Below are 17,435 nucleotides of genomic sequence, written 5' to 3'. Positions count from 1 at the left end.
ATCGCCTCACATCGGTGCTTGACCTGCGCCGACCGACTCGCTAGCGTTTCGGGTTTGCCCGGGTGGCCATTGCCGCCGGTGCCGTGAGTGCGCCCGACGTCCTGGCGCACGCGGCCGGGCTCCGATGGAAAAAACGATGCAGAAACTCGATGCGGCGAGCCCGCAGGCGATGTCGACGGATTTCACCGCCGACAACGTCGCGCGCCTGAAGGCGCTGTTCCCCGAACTCGTGACCGAAGGCCCGGACGGCGCGTCGGTCGACGTCGACGTGCTGAAGGCGCTGGTCGGCGAGCGCACCGTCGGCGACGCCGACGAGCGCTACGGCTTCCACTGGCACGGCAAGCGCAGCGCGCGCCAGGCCGCGCTCACGCCGTCGACGGGCACGCTGCGTCCGTGCCCCGGCGACAGCGTCGCGTGGGACGACACGCGCCATCTCGTGATCGAGGGCGACAACCTCGACGTGATGAAGCTGCTGCACAAGAGCTACGCGGGCAAGGTGAAGCTCGTCTACATCGACCCGCCGTACAACACCGGCAGCGATTTCGTCTATCCGGACGACTTCAGCGACAGCATCCGCCACTACCTGGCGATGACGGGCCAGACCGAAGGCGGCGTGAAGCGCAGCACCAACACCGAGGCGAACGGCCGGTTCCACACCGACTGGCTGAACATGATGTATCCGCGCCTGAAGCTCGCGCACGCGCTGCTGTCCGACGAAGGGCTGATCGCCGTGCACATCGACGAGCATGAAGTGCACGCGCTCGTGCTGATGCTGCGCGAGATCTTCGGCGAGGAGAACGAGCTCGGCGTCGCCGTGTGGGACAAGCGCAACCCGAAAGGCGATGCGCGCGGCGTCGCGTATCAGCACGAATCGCTCGTGCTGTTCGCGCGCAACGCCGAGACGCTGCTCGAGCAGGCGCCGCTGAAGCGCCCGAAGCGCAACGCGCAGCGCATGCTGGATGCCGCGCACGACGCGGTGTACCGCAGCGGCAACGCGAAGGACGCGCAAAAGGCCTACCGCGCATGGATGAAGGCGCAGACCAACCTGTCGGGCGGCGAGGTGATGTACGACCGGCTGTCGGCCGACGGGCGCGTGTACCGCCTCGTGTCGATGGCGTGGCCGAACAAGAAGAAGGCGCCGGAAGAATATTTCACGCCGCTGATCCACCCGGTCACCGGCAAGCCGTGCGCGATGCCGGCGCGCGGCTGGCGCAACCCGCCCGCGACGATGCAGGCGCTGATCGAGCGCGGCCAGATCGAATTCGGCCCGGATGAAACCACGCAGCCGCAGCGGATCTACTACCTCGACGAGAACATGTACGAGAACGTGCCGTCGGTGCTGCCGTTCGCCGGCTCCGACGACGCGCTGCTGAAGACGCTCGGCATCCCGTTCGACCAGCCGAAGCCGGTCGATTTCGCGGCGGCCGTGATCGGCTGGTGCACGCGCGGCGACGACATCGTGCTCGACTGCTTCGCCGGCTCCGGCTCGACCGGCCACGCGGTGATGCAGGTGAACGCGACCGACGGCGGCGCGCGCCGCTACATCCTCGTGCAGCTGCCCGAGGCGCTCGACCGCCGCGACAAGACGCAGCTGGCGGCCGCCGATTTCTGCGCGAAGCTGAAGAAGCCGCTCACGCTCGCGGAAATCACGAAGGAACGCCTGCGCCGCACCGCGCAGCAGGTCGCGCGCGACTATCCGGAAAGCTATGGCGATCTCGGTTTCCGCGTGTACCGGCTCGACACGACCAACGTGATCGAATGGGACCCGCGCCGCGACGATTTCGACCACGCGCTCTTCGCGTCCGTCGAGCACGTGAAGACCGGCCGCAGCGAGGACGACCTGCTCGCCGAACTGACGCTGAAGCTCGGCCTCGACCTGTGCACGCCGGTCGGGCATCACCCGGTCGCGGGCAAGACCGTGCACCTGATCGGCCACTCGATCGTCGCGTGCTTCGATGCGCGCATTTCGCGCGACGACGCGGGCCCGCTCGCCGACGGCATCGTCGAGCTGCTCGACGCGACCGGCGCGACGCGCGACGTCACGTGCCTGTTCCGCGACAGCGGCTTCGTCGACGACGTCGCGAAGCTCAATCTCGCCGCGCTGCTCGAACAGCACGGCGTGAAGCGCGTGCGGAGCCTGTGATGCGGCTGCATTTCGAAGCGGACCTCGACTACCAGCGCGAGGCGATCGACGCCGTCTGCGACCTGTTTCGCGGCCAGGAATCGTATCGCGGCGACTTCAGCGTGCTCGCGAACGCCGCGCCCGGCACGACGGCCGCCGCGCAAGGCTCGCTCGGCTTCGCGGTGTCGGAGCAAGGCGTCGGCAACCGGCTGTCGCTGACCGACGACGCGCTCGCGCGCAATCTCGCCGACGTGCAGTTGCGCGGCGGGCTGCCGCCGTCCGGCTTGCCCGGCTCGCGCGACTTCACCGTCGAGATGGAGACCGGCACCGGCAAGACCTACGTGTACCTGCGCACGATCTTCGAGCTGAACCGCCGCTACGGCTTCACGAAGTTCGTGATCGTCGTGCCGTCGATCGCGATCAAGGAAGGCGTGCACAAGACGCTCTCGATCACCGAGGACCATTTCCGCGCGCTGTACGCGGGCGTGCCGTACGACTACTTCCTGTACGACTCCGCGAAGCTCGGCCAGGTGCGCCACTTCGCGGCGAGCGCGGCGATCCAGATCATGGTGATGACGGTCGCCGCGATCAACAAGAAAGAGATCAACAACCTCTACAAGGACAGCGAGAAGACCGGCGGCGAAAAGCCGATCGACCTGATCCGTGCGACGCGGCCGATCGTGATCGTCGACGAGCCGCAAAGCGTCGACGGCGGGCTCGAGGGGCGCGGGCGCGAAGCGCTCGCCGCGATGGCGCCGCTCTGCACGCTGCGCTATTCGGCGACGCACGTCGACCGCCACCACATGGTGTACCGGCTCGACGCGGTCGACGCGTACGAGCGCAAGCTCGTCAAGCAGATCGAGATCGCGTCGGCGATCGTCGAGGATGCGCACAACAAGCCGTACGTGCGGCTCGTCGGCGTGTCGAACCGGCGTGGCGCGATCAGCGCGCGCATCGAGCTCGACGTCGCGACCGCGGCCGGCGTGAAGCGCCAGATCGTGTCGGCGACCGACGGCGACGACCTCGAACGCCTGACCAGGCGCGCGCTGTACGCGGGGCTGCGAATCGGCGAGGTGCATGCGGTGAAGGGTGCCGAATACGTCGAGCTGCGCCATCCGGAAGGCGAGGCGTTCCTGTCGCTCGGCGAGGCGTTCGGCGACATCGACACGCTCGCCGTTCAGCGCGAGATGATCCGCCGCACGATCCGCGAGCATCTCGACAAGGAGTTGCGTCTGGCCGAGCGCGGCGTGAAGGTGCTGTCGCTGTTCTTCGTCGATTCGGTCGAGCGCTATCGCCGCTACGACGAAAACGGGATGCCCGTGAAGGGCGACTACGCGCTGATCTTCGAAGAGGAATATGCGCGCGCGGCGCGCGTGCCGGCCTACCGTGCGCTGTTCGACGGCGTCGACGTCGCGCTCGAAGTCGAGCGCGCACATAACGGCTACTTCTCGATCGACCGCAAGGGCGGCTGGACCGACACGAGCGAAAGCAGCGCCGCGGCGCGCGAGAACGCGGAGCGCGCGTACGGCCTCATCATGCGCGAGAAGGAAGCGCTGCTGTCGTTCGACACGCCGCTGAAGTTCATCTTCTCGCATTCGGCGCTGAAGGAAGGCTGGGACAACCCGAACGTGTTCCAGATCTGCACGCTGCGCGACATCCAGACAGAACGCGAGCGTCGCCAGACGCTCGGCCGCGGGCTGCGCCTCGCGGTCGACCAGGACGGCGAACGCGTGCGCGACCCGGGCGTGAACACGCTCACCGTGATCGCGACCGAGCGCTACGAGTCGTTCGCGGAGAACCTGCAGAAGGAAATCGAGGCCGATACGGGCATTCGCTTCGGGATCGTCGAGGAACACCAGTTCGCGGCGCTGCCGGTGCAGGAAGGCGACGGGCCCGCGCACGCGCTCGGCATCGAGCTGTCGCGCGTGCTGTGGACGCATCTGCATGAGCAGGGCTACGTCGACGCGCAGGGCAAGGTGCTCGACCGGCTCAAGGATGCGCTGCGCCAGAGCGCGCTCGTGCTGCCCGACGCGTTCGAGACGCTGCGCGCGCCGATCGTCGCGACGCTGCGCAAGCTGTCGGGCCGCTTCGCGGTGCGCAATGCGGACGAGCGTCGCGCGATCGCGTTGCGGCGCGATGCTTCGGGCAAGGCCGTCGTGTTCGGCGACGACTTCCGCGCGTTGTGGGACCGCATCCGCCATCGCACCGTGTACAGCGTCGAGTTCGACAACGCGAAGCTCGTGCGCGATTGCACGGCCGCGCTGCGCGACGCGCCGGACATCGCGCGCGCACGGCTGCAATGGCGCAAGGCCGAGATCGACATCGGCAAGGCCGGCATCGAGGCGATCGAGGTGGCGGGCGCCGGCACGGTGCTGATCGACGAAGGCGAGTTGCCGCTCCCCGACCTGCTCACCGAACTGCAGGACCGCACGCAACTCACGCGCCGCTCGCTCGCGACGATCCTGGCCGACAGCGGCCGGCTCGACGATTTCCGCGTGAATCCGCAGCAGTTCATCGCGCTGGCCGCCGAGGCGATCAACCGCTGCAAGCGGCTCGCGCTGGTTGCGGGCATCGCGTACCGCAAGCTCGGCGAACGCCACGTGCATGCGCTCGAGTCGTTCGAAAACGAGGCGCTGACCGGCTATCTGCGCAATCTGCGGCCCGATGCGCGGAAGTCGATCCACGAGGCTGTCGTGTGCGAGACCGACGCGGAGCGTGCGTTCGCCGATGCGCTCGAAGCGCACGACGGCGTGAAGCTGTACGCGAAGCTGCCCGCGTGGTTCCGCGTGCCGACGCCGCTCGGCAGCTATCACCCGGACTGGGCGGTGCTCGCGGAGCAGGACGGCGGCGAGCGGCTGTATTTCGTCGTCGATACGCCGAATGCCGACGGCGACGTGACGAGCGAGCACGAACGCGCGAAGCTCGCGTGCGGCGAGGCGCATTTCCGTGCGCTGGTGGACGGCGGAGAGGCCGCGCGATTCGTGCGTGTCAGGCAGGCCGATGCGTTGTTCGAGCCTGTTGCAGCCGTCGCTCCGCTGGCGGGCGCGGGACGCTGAAACGAAGGGCGGCGACGAGCCGCCCTTTTTTCATTTCATCGATCCGGCTGCGGTGAATCTACCTGTCATCCGGATGAAAGCGATTCGTATTATCGCGGGTTCGCGTATGTGGTTACGGCTGGTTGCAAATCGGGGTCGATGCGATCGCGGTGCGCAGCCCCTCCGTTTTCTCCCCGCCACGAAAAAGGGCGCCGAGGCGCCCTTTCTCCACATGCGTGCGCCCGCAATTACAGCGTGCGGCCGAATGCGTTGCGATGTGCGTGATGCGTGGACGTCGACGCATGCGCGGTATGGCCGTGCGTATGCGCGTGACCGTGACCCGGCTGCGTGCCCGCACGATCGGCGATCGTGTCGGAGCGGTCGGCTGCGCGCGCGAGGCCCTTGTCGCGGTCGCCCGCGTGCACGCCGTTCGAGTTGCTCAGCGCTTCGCCGCTCATGTGGCCGGCGGACATGCCGCCCGCGTTGCCACCCATGCCGCCAGCGCCATGACCGCCGCCGTTGCCGCCACCACCACCATTGCCGCCGGCTGCCGCATTCGCGGAAACGGCGCCGAGTGCGAGGAGCGCTGCGGCCAGCACGGACAGATATCGTTGCGTTTTCATTGTTTGCTCCCTGGAGCGTGTTCGAATGATTGCATTCTAGGAACACGCGGTTTCCGCGCGACTCGACGTTGTAAATGATCGTAACGGTGCGCGAGATGCGCATTCATCAGATCAATGTGCGACATGCCGGACGCGTGCGCGGACTGCGCGGCCGGCCGTCGTCGGACGAAGGAAGATGAAAGGCGGGAACGGCACCGTCTCGCCGTTTCCGCCGGTGAGCGCGCTTACTGCGCCGGCTGCACGCCCTGCGCGGCGGCCTTGCGCTGCGCCGCCACCTCCTGCTCGTGCTTCTTCGCCATGTGGTGGCCGACGATGCAGCCGCCGACCGCGCCGACCACGGCGTGATGTCCCGCGTAGTGGCCGGCGACGCCGCCCACCACCGCGCCCTTCATGCAGCCCGCCGCGTGCGCGCTGCCGATCGTTGCGAGCGCAACGACGGCGGCGGCCGCACACGACCTGATGTGTCGAATGGGCATCATGCGATCACTCTCCTCTTGTCGTCGTGATCAGTATTCTCGTGAGCCGGTCCGCCCGGTTCAGTTCCAGCGGCCGCGCCAGCCGTCGCCGTCACGCCAGGCGCGCTCGCGCCACTCGTGCTCGCGCCATTCACGGCGACGCCACTCGTGTTCACGCCATTGGCGCGCGCGCCAGTCGTCGTCGCGATAGCCCACCGGCGCGTACATCACCGGCGGAGGCGGCGCCACGTAGACCGGCGCCGGCGCTTCATAAACGCCCGGCACACCGATCCCGACCGACAGGTCGACGTGGGCCGATGCGACACCCGAAGCTGCCAGCGCCGCTACACCGAGAACTGCACCGAGGATAAGTTTCTTGCTCATTTCGCGACTCCCTGCACGTGTCGTGCGTCATGTGACTACGGTTCGGAGTCTAGGCACCGGGGGCCGACACAGGTGAAACCGGTCTGCGAGACCGGTAACGGACGTTTACGGAGAGGCGCAAAGCCTTGCAGGACAGGGATGGCGGACGGTTCGACACACCGTTGCGACGGCGCATCGAATCGGCAAAGGCGGGAATTTTTGCCGAAAAGCGCGCCGGCGACGCACGCCGTGCGCGCCGATCGAACGACGTTACGCGCGGATATCGTCGACGCTGCGCAGCCAGTGCACGCTGAACAGATTGTCCGCGTCGGTCCACACGGTGTCGGGCTCGAAGCCCGCCCGGCGCGCGACCGCATGGAAGCCGTCGATCGTGAACTTGTGCGAGTTCTCCGTGTGGATGTGCTCGCCCGCCTCGAAGCGGAACGCGTGGCCACGCACGTGCACCGCTTGCGCGATATCGCTGACGAGATGCATCTCGATGCGCTGCCGTTCCCGGTCGTAAAACGCGTAATGCGAGAACGCGTCGAGATCGAAGTCCGCGCCCAGTTCCGCGTTCGCACGGGCGAGCAGGTTCAGGTTGAACCGCGCGGTCACGCCCTGCGCGTCGTTGTACGCGCGATGCAGCGTACGCTCGTCCTTCACGAGATCCACGCCGACCAGCAGGCCGCCGCCGCGCAACAGCCGCGCGGCGGCGCGCAGGAACGCATCGGCTTCCTCCGGCGAGAAGTTGCCGATCGTCGAGCCGGGGAAGAAGCCGATGCGCCGCCGCGGCGTCTCCGTCAGTTCGGCCAGTTGCTCGGCCTTCGTGTAGTCGGCCGCGATCGGCGCGACGTCGAGCCACGGATACGCGGCACGCAGCCGGGCGGCGGCGCCGTGCAGGTAGTCGGCCGAGATGTCGATCGGCACGTAGCGCGCCGGCGCGTTCGCGTAGTTGTCCGCACACGCGTCGAGCAGCACGCGGATCTTCTCGAGCGAGCCCGCGCCGAATTCGACGATGTCCGCATGCGGGCCGACGCGCCGCACGATCTCGGCCGCGCGATCGCGCAGGATGCCGAGTTCCGTGCGTGTCGGGTAGTACTCGGGCAACTCGCAGATGCGGTCGAACAACGCCGAGCCGGCCGCATCGTAGAAGTATTTCGGCGAAATGCTGCGCGGCGTGCGCGACAGTCCGTCGATCAGATCGCGCTCGAACGCGCTCGGCCGCGAATCGCGGGCGGGTTGCAGGCCACCGCTCGTGGCCGTCAGATCAGACGTCTCGCGCAAGTCGCACTCCCGTGAATTGCCAGCGCGCGGCCGGCGGAAAGAAATTGCGGTACGTCGGCCGTTCGTGCCCCGGCGGCGTCGCGATGCTGCTGCCGCGCAGGACCTGCTGGCCCACCATGAACTTGCCGTTGTATTCGGCGGCGACTCCCGCGAGCGGCCGAAAGCCCGGATACGGCTCGTAGGACGAACGCGTCCATTGCCACACGTGCCCGAGCATCTGCTGAATACCGTCCGCGCCGAATGCGGCTTCCCATTCGAATTCGGTCGGCAGGCGTGCACCGGCCCACTCCGCATACGCGGCCGCTTCGTAGAAGCTCACGTGACACACGGGCGCATCGGGCGCGAGCGGCTCCACGCCGTGCAGGCCGAACGCGCGCCATGCGTTTACGGTTTCCGGCTCACCGTCGTCGTCGGAAATCCAGTAAGCGGGCCCTCGCCACCCTTCCCGCTGCACCGTCGCCCAGCCGTCCGACAGCCAGTATTCAGGGCGTGCGTAGCCGCCGTCCGCGATGAAGGCCGCGAATTCCGCATTCGTCACGAGACGGTTCGCGATCTCGCTCGGACGCACGAGCGCCGTATGGCGCGGCCGTTCGTTGTCGAACGAGAACGCGTCGCCGTCGTGGCCGATCTCGACGAGGCCGCCCGGCTGATGCAGCCAGCGCAACGGGCCGGCATCGCCTGCGGCCAGGGCCGCATGCCCGTCGGTGCCATCGCGCGGCCGGAACGCCGGCTTCAGCGGGTTGCAGGAGAACGCATGCAGCATGTCCGTGACGATCAGCTCCTGATGCTGCTGTTCGTGATGCAGGCCGAGTTCGATCTCGGGCGCGATCGTGGCGAGCATCGTCGGATCGGCGCCGTCGAGCGCGCGCAGCATTGCGTCGTCGACGTACTGACGGTACGCATGCACCTCGTCGAGCGACGGACGCGTGAGCAGCCCGCGCTGCGGCCGAGGATGGCGCGGGCCGAGCGCTTCGTAATAGGAATTGAAGAGAAACTGGAACGCGTCGTCGAACGGCGCGTAACCGCGCACGCGTCGCATCAGTACGACGGTTTCGAAGAACCAGGTCGTATGCGCGAGATGCCATTTCACCGGACTCGCGTCGGGCATCGACTGCACGGCCTGGTCCTCGGCGGACAGCGTCGCCGTCAACGCGACGCTATGGGCGCGCACGTCCTGATAACGGCGCTGAAGCTGGGATGCAAGGAGGCTCATCGGTTTACCGTCCACGTCGCGATTCGCTGCGTTGCGTTGCCGGAAAAAGGAAAGCCTTGCGCTCGGATGCGCGCGGCTGACGTGCGACCTTCATTGCTGCGTCGTCGGGCAGCCGGCGCGCGCGCCGGGCCGCTGATGCGGCGTCACTTCATCTGCCCGTGCACAACAGTATGGGCCAGAAATGTGACCGTCGCGAATCGGATTTCGGGCGAAACAAATGCGAAAGACAAATGAAAGCATTCGCACTTCGAGCGGCGGCAGCGTGACGAACGATCGAAGCCCGTACTAGCGGGGCTCGGGGGATGGCCGCAATGGGCATGCCTGCGCGTCGGCATTACCGTCACCTCATGACAGCCGCGCGGCACGCATGAAAGGTCGACGACCCGGGTGCGCCGGAGGAACGGCGTCACGCAGTCGATATCGGCCCCGATCCGCAGAGTGGCATCGCGGCCGTCGGTGCGATGTTCGGCTGCCCTGCCCTCCGTGCGCTTCCCGGCTTTTGAAAAATTTTTCGCGTCGATGTCACACGCGCGGGCGTCTCGTTCGTCATATCACCGGAACCAACACGAAAGGAGAAGGAACCATGACTGCGAAACTCAATCCGTTTGCCGCCGCCCCTGCGCTGATGAAGAACTGGATGGCCGTATCGGTCGCCGCTGCCGGAAGCCTCGAGCCGACGCTGATCGAGCTGGTCAAGATCCGCGCGTCGCAGATCAACGCGTGTGCGAACTGCCTTAACATGCACACCGTCGAGGCGCGCGAGCAAGGCGAGACCGAGCAGCGCATCAACCTGCTGGCCGCGTGGCGCGAAGCGCCCTGCTATACCGACCGCGAACGCGCGGCGCTCGGCTGGACCGACGCGCTCACGCGGCTGTCGGAGGGTCATGGCGCGCACGAAGCCGCGTATGCGGCGCTGAACGACCATTTCAGCCAGGAGGAACAGGTGAAACTCTCGGTGATGATCAACGTGATCAACGGCTGGAACCGGCTGGCCGTCGGCTTCGGGCTGTGGATCGATCCGGCTGAAGCGAAAGCCGCTGCCGCGAAAATGGTGGCCTGATGACGGACCTCGATCCGGCCGCGGGCAGCGCCGAAGACCGGGACGACGCTGCGGCGAGCTTCGATCCGCTGCGTCGCACGCTGATCCGCGTCGCGTACCGGATGCTCGGTTCCGTCGCGGACGCCGAGGACATCGTGCAGGAGGCGTTCATCCGCTGGATGGACGTCGATCGCACGGAGGTGCGCGTGCCCGAGGCGTTCCTGCGCCGCATGGTGATGCGCATGTGTCTCGATCAGCTGAAGTCCGCGCGGCATCAGCGCGAGACGTATGTCGGCCCGTGGCTGCCGGAGCCGGTCGTCGAGGAGGACGAACAGGAGGACGTCACGCTGCCGCTGATGCTCGCGCTCGAACGGCTCTCGCCGCTCGAACGCGCGGCGTTTCTTCTGCACGACGTGTTCGGCCTCGAGTTCGACGAGATCGCGACGACGATCCAGCGTGACCCGGCCGCATGCCGGCAGCTTGCGGCGCGGGCGCGCACGCATGTACGCGAGGCGCGGCCGCGGTTTCATGTCGAGAAGCAGCGCGGGATCGAGCTGGCCGAGGCGTTCTTCGCGGCGTCACGCAGCGGCGACATGCGCGCGCTCGGCGCGATGCTCGCCGAGGACGTGAGCCTGCATTCGGACGGCGGCGGCAAGCGCTCGGCCGCGGGCAAGCCGGTGTTCGGCTTCGAGCGTGTGATGAAGGTGCACGAATACCTGGCCGGGCTGTTCGCCACGCATGCGTCGACGCTCGTGCGGGCCGGGTTCGTCAACGGGTTGCCGGGGTTCGTCACGCTGGAGGCCGACGGCGAGCTGCAAACCACGGCGCTCGAGGTCGAAGACGGGAAGATCGTCGCGATCTATGTCGTGCGGAATCCTGACAAGTTGAAGCATCTGCATTGATGCTTGACGAGCGGGGGCTTTGCGCCCTGCCTTGTCGATTGCTGGCCGCCAGTCGCGCATGTATCGCACACGGAGCATCACGCTCGTGCATGCGCTATTTCGGCCGCAAAAAGAAAAACGCCACGCGATGTTGCCGCGTGGCGTTTGTATGTTGGCGAGCCGGATTGCCCGTAGGCAATGCGCACTGCCAGACCCCTTCATTTTGTTCGTTGGTAGGCTCGATTGGATTCGAACCAACGACCCCCACCATGTCAAGGTGGTGCTCTAACCAACTGAGCTACGAGCCTAAGAAGCCGCGAATTATAGAGAGGGTTTTGGTGGTGCGCAAGTCCCTTCGTGAAAATTTTTTGAATCGGGCGTGTGCGGGTGTCGACGATCGATGGCGTCTCGCGATGCCAGGCACGTTGGCTTCACTGCTTCGCATCACAGGGAAACGTGTCGATGCGCTGTGACGTTATCCACATTGCCCTCTGGATAACCGTCCGGCAAGCCTCTGGATTCACAGTGGAACGATTGAGGATATGTCGGCGTGGCTGTGAATCGACGAAAAGTTGTTCTGTGCTGCACAGAGTTTTGCGTGTGTATCGCCGGTGGTTATGCGTTCCGATTCGTCTTGGAAATTCAGAGCGTTACGGAGGTTATCCACTGTGAGGCACCGAGCTTGTTAACTATCACTACGTATGTATACGAACTCTGTTAACACCTTTGGATAAGCACAGTCCGTCGACTGTGATCCGGGCAGGATATGCACTGCGTGCGGTGGATGGATCAAGCGACGTCGAAGCCGGTGACCAGTTCGAACGCTCGCATCTGTAGAATCGCCGGGATTCAGGATCGTTATCGGTTCAAGGGCCGACGATTCAACATGAGGTTCGATTCCGACGATCGATGAAGGCGCCCGTCGACCAGAGCTGGTGACGGATATCGCTGGCCGCGTCACGGGTGCTGATGACCGATGTGGCCGCAGTTGCACGAGGATCCGTTATGACAAACACGCCACAGTCGCACGACATGACGGATGACACGACGCGGCGCCGGATCGTCTGGCTGCTTCAACGCCTGACCAGCTTTTCGCTCTGGAAGCGCAAGCGCGATGCGTTTGCGATCTTCGCGAATGAATATGAGAATGCGGTGAAGAACCAGTCCGCGGATGATCCGGAGCCCATGCCGGCAAATAATCTGCCAATGATCTTCAAGATCCTTGCGGCCTACGATCGAGGGTTGTCCGAGCTGGCCCGAGGGCACCGGTTCGTCTGGCGGCGCGGTGAGCCGCTGCAATATGCGGTTGCTCGGTACAACCATCTGAATGCGTATTTCTTCCCTCATCCGGATTACTGGGATCGGGGTGCGCAGGTTGCCCCGTACCCGCCGAAGGTCGATGCGCTTGTTCGACTGCTGCACGCATCGGAATACCAGATGGAGTATGCGCCGTTCGAGCCGGGATATACCGACCTCGCACAACTGTGCTCGGTTGGGCTGCTGCTTTCACCGCATGCATACGAACACAGCTTCTACACGCTGCCATATCCGGTGTTTCCGGAGGACTTGCAGGAGATTCCGGAACCAGTCGGCGTGATGATCAAGTCCGGCGATAAAGTGCCTTGCGACGGCATCTGGGAACCCGTTACCGTCGAGCGATCGAAGTGGCTTGGCATCGTGCCGGTGGGCGGTTGCCGCGTGTTCCCGAACAGGGGGTGCTTCAACTACCTGGGCAGAGGAACGCGAGCGCCGAAGGTCAGAGATGCAATGGAGCTGGCCGTGCGCACGCGATGGCGCTTGCTGTGGGAAGACAGGCGTTACGTGGATGGCGTCATTCCCGACGAGTCGTCGTATTTTCTCGAGGCAGGCGCGAAGCCACCGGCAGTTTCGGGGAAACAGGTGACGCGATGCCGCTGATGAATTGCCCGTCCCACGGACACGTAGGCGGCGAGCTCGTGACGCGGACCGTATCCAACCTCATCAACGACCGCAGCAACTGGAAGGGCGGCCGTCGGATCGTCCCGCTGCTGCTCGTGCGGCACGAAATCGAGTATCCCGGCTACATGCTGGAATCCGAAGAGGCGAAAGTGCGCGAGCTGGGCGGTACGCATGAAGGAGGGGGTGTCTACCGCTTTAACGACGACGAGTCGATGGAAGCAGCCATCGGACTACTGACGGCAACGTGTGCTGATTGCTTAAGGGACTTGATGGCGGTGCAGAAAGAAGGGGAGGTGAACGGAATGTCTCAGGGGGACGGATAGCCAAGCTGAATTTAGGGACCATCGGCCGATGCTCCGTCGATCTCGATATCGCGGCGCTGCTCGGTCTGAGGGCTGCCTGTGAAGAGTTTGCAAAGACCGGGCAGGATCTGTATCACGGACGAAAGAGCGGCCAGAATGGATCCCGGGCCTGAGGACCACGTAATCAGCGTGACCTTCGTGGCGAAGATGCCTCCCGGCATGCGTGGGCTCGGCAATGCAAGCCCGCTCGGGACGTCGATCAAGTACGTCGTGTCCCCGGAAACCGGCGAGATTCTCGGGGCTTACTCGAGCAAGTGACGTCCGTGCCGCCGTAGCGCCCGATAGTTGGGTGTGGACAACCGAGAAGCAAAACAATCAGAAACGCTGTGCAATCCACCGAACAACATTGATCTGAAGCGCCCGCGAGCATATGAACAACCCGAGAGCAGCCGAATCGAAATCCTGTGTGCCAGCGCGGTGAGGGCGGCGTGGATATCCCGGCCCAAAGGCACTCGAAATGCTGTGTCCCTCAAAGGTGAGGGGTTCGACAAGAGATGGCATGCCAAGCCGTTGCGGCCGATGTGGATATCCCGCGCTGAAACGACGCCAAATCCTGTGACATCGAAAGCGAAGAAGGTGCGTCCATCCGCGATCGCGTCGCGACGATGTTCACGATGTGGATAACCACCGCGAAAGCGAATCCAAACGCTGTGGGCTCGAACGGCGAGCGTGAGCGCCATCAGGCTGATCGAACCACCTCGGCTGAACCACAGGCAGTGCATAACGGCTACGCACGGGGTCGCGCATAACCCCTCAAATCTGCTGATCGAGCGCCTGCACAACGGCCTGTTCCCCGACCTTATCCACCGGCCCGACCACCGCATAATTGAGCCCGTTCACCGACCCATACCGCGCGAGCAACGACCCATCCACACGTTGCCCGGCTGGCAGCAGCCGATGTTTCGATTCCGCCGGTCGGAGATAGAAACTCAGTGTCCGCCCGGCGTCGTCCTCGTAGAGCATCATCGCAGCTGTCGCGCCGCTGTCCGTCGTAAACAACCGCCCGCCAACCGGCCGGAACCCGGCCGCACTCAAATCCGGCAGCCTCGCCGACGCCCCCATGCGCCGGGTGAGCCACGTCTGCAAATCCTTCGCACTCGTCGGCCGAAAGTCCACCTTCGCGGTCTGATCGACCGCCATCATCCGGTAAGCCTCGACCGCATCGCTCATCGGCGCAATCGGAGGCGCCGCGTTCCACCCGCGCGCCTGCCACCCGCCAAATGTCCCGAGCCCGATACAGAACACGAACGAAGCCGCCATCGCGAACCGCACCCGCGAGCGCTCCGCACGCTTCGCACGAAGCGCCGCCGGATCGAGCGCAGGATTTTCGCCAGGCATCCGCACGCTCTCGAGCGCGGCCCGCAACCGCTGCGCATCCATCTGACATTGCTTCACCTGTTCCGCGCTCTCCGGATGCAGCGCGAGATATCGCTCGACCGCGGCGCGCGCATCGTCGTCGAGCTGGCCGTCGACATAGGCCTGGAGATCGTGTTCGTCGGGACGGAGCGTGTTCATTTCATCAAGCGGAGAGAAGGAGCGGGAAGCTCGCCGTCGCTGAGCTGGCGCAGTGCCTGGCGCGCGCGGGAGAGTCGCGACATCACGGTGCCGATCGGCACGTCGAGCAGGTCGGCGACTTCCTGATACGTGAAGCCCTCGACCGCGACGAGCAGCAGCAGGCTGCGCTGCTCGTCGGAGAGCCGGCCGAACGCTTCGAGCGTCGCGCGCGCGGTCGCCTCGCGTTCGGCGGACGGCCAGTGCGCTTCGTCGTCGTCGCGAATGCGGCCGAGCAGCCACGCGTAGCGCTTCGCACTGCGTTTGCCGTCGAGAAACTGCCGGTAAAGGATCGTGAACAGCCAGCTGCGCAGCGACGCGTCGTCGCGGCGGCTCGCCCAGCGCGACAGCGCGCGCTCGAGCGTCGACTGGACGAGATCGTCGGCCGCGTGGACGTCACGCGCCAGCCAGAGCGCGAAGCGTCGCAGCCTGGGGATGAGTTCGCGCAATGCGTCGTCGTCGGGGGCGTTTGAGGGCATGGCCGGGGCGCGAGCCGATAAGCGTGGAGATGCCGAGTAGGACGCCGGTCGGCGCCGCTTATTCCGTCAGCATACGAAAAATTTCTTGATGGAATAAAGCGGCGCGGGGGGCGTCCTACACGCGTTCGACAATGATCTGACGATCGGGAGTGCATCCATGAAGCAATCTTCCTCTTCTTCGCCGCTGCGCGAACCCGGGCGCGGGTGGTGGCGCTGGGCCGTGATCGGCGGCGCGGTGGCTGGCGTGGCCGTGGCCTTCGGGTATGTCGGCGGCTGGCTCGCGCCGACGCGTCTGACCCCGCACCGGCTCGTCGACGCGCTGCAGACGGCCGGCGGCGAGCATCCGGGTTTCCGGCGCAATCACGCGAAGGGCGTGTGCGTGACCGGTTACTTCGAAGGCAACGGCGCCGCGAGCGCGTATTCCGTCGCGCCGTTCTTCAAGGCGGTGCGCACGCCGGTGGTCGGGCGCTTCGCGCTGCCGGGCGGGAATCCGTATGCGCCCGACAGCAGCGTGCCGATCCGCAGCCTCGCGCTGAAGCTCACCGCGCCGGACGGCCAGCAATGGCGGACCGGGATGAACGCGATGCCGGTGTTTCCGGTGGCGACGCCGAAGGCGTTCTACGCGCAGTTGCTGGCGACCCGGCCGGATCCGGCGACGGGCAAGCCCGATCCGGCGAAGGTGAAGGCGTTCTTCGGCGCGCATCCGGAGACGGCCGCATTCCGCGCCTGGGTGAAGGGTGCGAAGCCGAGCGCGAGCTACGTCACCGAAAGCTATTTCGGGCTGAACGCGTTCTACTTCGTCGACGCCGCCGGCAAGCGCCAGGCGGTGAGGTGGCGCGTCGTGCCGGAGCAGACGACGGGCGCCGGCGACGTCGCGACGGCCGCGGATCCGAACGTGCTGCAGCAGGACCTGGCGCGGCGCATCGCGGACGGCGCGCAGAAGTGGAAGCTGCTGGTCACGCTGGCGGAGCCCGGCGACCCGGTGGACGATGCGACGAAGACCTGGCCCGCTCAGCGTACGACGATCGACGCGGGGACGCTCGTGCTCGATCGCGTGGAGGCGCAGGACAGCGGGCCGTGCCGGGACGTGAATTACGACCCGACGGTGTTGCCGCAGGGGATTCAGGTGTCGGGGGATCCGTTGCTGGCGGCGCGGTCCGCGGCGTATGCGGATTCGTATCTGCGCCGGACGAGTGAAGAAGCCGGCGTGGCCGGCGCGGCGCGACTGAGTGCGGAGGGACGATGATGAAGGCGACGACGTTTAGCTTGCCGGCGAGGCTGCTGCATTGGGTGATGGCCGCGATGATCGTCGCGATGCTGTTCATCGGGGTGGGGATGGTGGCGTCGGTTTCCGGGCGGCACGATTTCCTGGTGGCATTGCACAAGCCGCTGGGGATTGCCGTGCTGGTGCTGGTTTGCGTGCGGATCGTGGTGCGGTTCGTGTCGAAGCCGCCCGCATTGCCCGAGGATCTGCCTTGGTGGCAGAAGGTTGCCGCGCATGGGTCGCATCTGGTGCTGTACGCGCTGATGCTCGCGATGCCGCTGATCGGGTGGGCGATGCTGTCGGCAGGCGGGTATCCAGTGACGCTGGGCGGTGGTGTGCAGCTGCCGGCGATTGTGTCGGCTGATCCGATGGCGTTCGCCTGGCTCAGGGTCGCGCATCGCGTGCTGGCGTATTTGTTCTTCTTGACGTTCCTCGCGCACTTTGCGGCGGCGCTGTATCACGGGCTGATTCGGCGGGATGGGGTGGTGAGGGCAATGGTGGGGAAGTGAGCGACGGAAGGTTGCGGCGGAAGCTGTTCACGGGCGACCGAGGCGACTCCTGCCGTGTCGCTTGTATATGGCCGCCAAGGAGGCTCAGCAGCTCCGCGGCACGGCATGCCAAAATATTTTCACAAAAGGGGTTGCGGAGACCGGGGTGGGTGCTTAGAATCACGCCTCTTTCGCGCTAACGGAAACGCAGCGCGGGGGAAGAAGGGAAGCGGTGCTGTTGAAGTTGGTTTTATCGACTCCAGTGCATACGAAATTAAACCGCAGTCGTCGCAACGAAGTAGTTAAAAAAGTTGTTGACGAGTTTTAAAAAACGGTTG

16 protein-coding genes and 1 tRNA gene are annotated in these 17,435 nt (G+C 65.7%); 9 read left to right on the top strand and 8 right to left on the bottom strand.

Annotation, left to right across the window (positions count from 1 at the left end):
• Positions 1-124 precede the first annotated feature (124 nt).
• On the top strand, positions 125-2,143 hold the full coding sequence (locus ACV22W_RS14600) for a site-specific DNA-methyltransferase (protein ID WP_448020083.1): 2,019 nt from the start codon (positions 125-127) through the stop codon (positions 2,141-2,143).
• Positions 2,143-5,178, top strand: a complete 3,036-nt coding sequence (locus ACV22W_RS14595) for a type III restriction-modification system endonuclease (RefSeq protein ID WP_448020082.1) — start codon at positions 2,143-2,145, stop codon at positions 5,176-5,178. Before ACV22W_RS14600 ends, ACV22W_RS14595 begins: the two co-directional genes overlap by 1 nt.
• A 227-nt stretch (positions 5,179-5,405) precedes the next feature.
• On the opposite strand, the gene ACV22W_RS14590 is transcribed toward ACV22W_RS14595, so the two are convergent.
• The 5 genes from ACV22W_RS14590 to egtB form a co-directional block, all read right to left on the bottom strand.
• Positions 5,406-5,780 carry a hypothetical protein gene (locus ACV22W_RS14590; RefSeq protein ID WP_448020080.1) on the bottom strand — a complete coding sequence of 125 codons (375 nt, stop codon included), beginning with the start codon at positions 5,778-5,780 and terminating at the stop codon, positions 5,406-5,408.
• Between the two features lie 224 nt (positions 5,781-6,004).
• The gene (locus ACV22W_RS14585) at positions 6,005-6,259 is read right to left on the bottom strand and encodes a hypothetical protein (protein WP_059531365.1); all 255 of its coding nucleotides are present in this window, start codon (positions 6,257-6,259) and stop codon (positions 6,005-6,007) included.
• 57 nt (positions 6,260-6,316) lie between these two features.
• Positions 6,317-6,619 (bottom strand): hypothetical protein, encoded by a 303-nt coding sequence (locus tag ACV22W_RS14580; RefSeq protein WP_059531368.1) that lies wholly within the window; start codon positions 6,617-6,619, stop codon positions 6,317-6,319.
• Between the two features lie 249 nt (positions 6,620-6,868).
• Positions 6,869-7,882 (bottom strand): L-histidine N(alpha)-methyltransferase, encoded by a 1,014-nt coding sequence (gene egtD, locus ACV22W_RS14575; protein WP_448020078.1) that lies wholly within the window; start codon positions 7,880-7,882, stop codon positions 6,869-6,871.
• Entirely contained in the window at positions 7,866-9,095 is a 1,230-nt protein-coding gene (gene egtB / locus ACV22W_RS14570; protein ID WP_448020077.1) for an ergothioneine biosynthesis protein EgtB, read from the bottom strand. Before egtB ends, egtD begins: the two co-directional genes overlap by 17 nt.
• A 583-nt stretch (positions 9,096-9,678) precedes the next feature.
• Here egtB and ACV22W_RS14565 point away from each other — a divergent pair.
• On the top strand, positions 9,679-10,155 hold the full coding sequence (locus tag ACV22W_RS14565) for a carboxymuconolactone decarboxylase family protein (protein ID WP_448020075.1): 477 nt from the start codon (positions 9,679-9,681) through the stop codon (positions 10,153-10,155).
• Positions 10,155-11,036, top strand: coding sequence for a sigma-70 family RNA polymerase sigma factor (locus ACV22W_RS14560; protein ID WP_448020073.1), 882 nt, complete (start codon positions 10,155-10,157; stop codon positions 11,034-11,036). The genes ACV22W_RS14565 and ACV22W_RS14560 overlap by 1 nt, the downstream gene beginning before the upstream one ends.
• Positions 11,037-11,246: 210 nt before the next feature.
• Here the strand turns inward: ACV22W_RS14560 and ACV22W_RS14555 are convergent.
• Positions 11,247-11,323, bottom strand: a tRNA-Val gene (locus ACV22W_RS14555).
• A 697-nt stretch (positions 11,324-12,020) separates the two neighbouring features.
• Between ACV22W_RS14555 and ACV22W_RS14550 the strand changes: the two genes are divergently transcribed.
• The 3 genes from ACV22W_RS14550 to ACV22W_RS14540 all read left to right on the top strand — a co-directional run bounded on the left by ACV22W_RS14550 (position 12,021) and on the right by ACV22W_RS14540 (position 13,573).
• Positions 12,021-12,932: an Imm72 family immunity protein gene (locus ACV22W_RS14550; RefSeq protein ID WP_448020072.1), complete on the top strand. Its 912-nt coding sequence runs from the start codon at positions 12,021-12,023 to the stop codon at positions 12,930-12,932.
• Positions 12,923-13,276 (top strand): hypothetical protein, encoded by a 354-nt coding sequence (locus tag ACV22W_RS14545; RefSeq protein WP_448020071.1) that lies wholly within the window; start codon positions 12,923-12,925, stop codon positions 13,274-13,276. The genes ACV22W_RS14550 and ACV22W_RS14545 overlap by 10 nt, the downstream gene beginning before the upstream one ends.
• 135 nt (positions 13,277-13,411) lie before the next feature.
• Positions 13,412-13,573 carry a hypothetical protein gene (locus ACV22W_RS14540; protein ID WP_448020069.1) on the top strand — a complete coding sequence of 54 codons (162 nt, stop codon included), beginning with the start codon at positions 13,412-13,414 and terminating at the stop codon, positions 13,571-13,573.
• 495 nt (positions 13,574-14,068) lie between these two features.
• Here the strand turns inward: ACV22W_RS14540 and ACV22W_RS14535 are convergent, their stop codons facing one another.
• A complete protein-coding gene (locus tag ACV22W_RS14535) occupies positions 14,069-14,830 on the bottom strand; it encodes an anti-sigma factor family protein (protein WP_448020067.1) in 762 nt (253 codons plus the stop codon).
• Positions 14,827-15,345 (bottom strand): sigma-70 family RNA polymerase sigma factor, encoded by a 519-nt coding sequence (locus ACV22W_RS14530; RefSeq protein ID WP_059814649.1) that lies wholly within the window; start codon positions 15,343-15,345, stop codon positions 14,827-14,829. Before ACV22W_RS14530 ends, ACV22W_RS14535 begins: the two co-directional genes overlap by 4 nt.
• Positions 15,346-15,502: 157 nt before the next feature.
• On the opposite strand from ACV22W_RS14530, the gene ACV22W_RS14525 reads away from it, so the two are divergent.
• Both ACV22W_RS14525 and ACV22W_RS14520 read left to right on the top strand, forming a co-directional pair.
• Complete coding sequence (locus tag ACV22W_RS14525) at positions 15,503-16,591, top strand: catalase family peroxidase (protein ID WP_448020064.1); 1,089 nt, start codon at positions 15,503-15,505, stop codon at positions 16,589-16,591.
• Positions 16,588-17,118: a cytochrome b gene (locus tag ACV22W_RS14520; RefSeq protein ID WP_448020062.1), complete on the top strand. Its 531-nt coding sequence runs from the start codon at positions 16,588-16,590 to the stop codon at positions 17,116-17,118. Before ACV22W_RS14525 ends, ACV22W_RS14520 begins: the two co-directional genes overlap by 4 nt.
• Positions 17,119-17,435 lie beyond the last annotated feature (317 nt).

This window comes from Burkholderia sp. AW49-1 (assembly GCF_053427845.1).
Note: the sequence above shows the minus strand (reverse complement) of the source record. Positions and strands in the feature narration are given on the sequence as shown.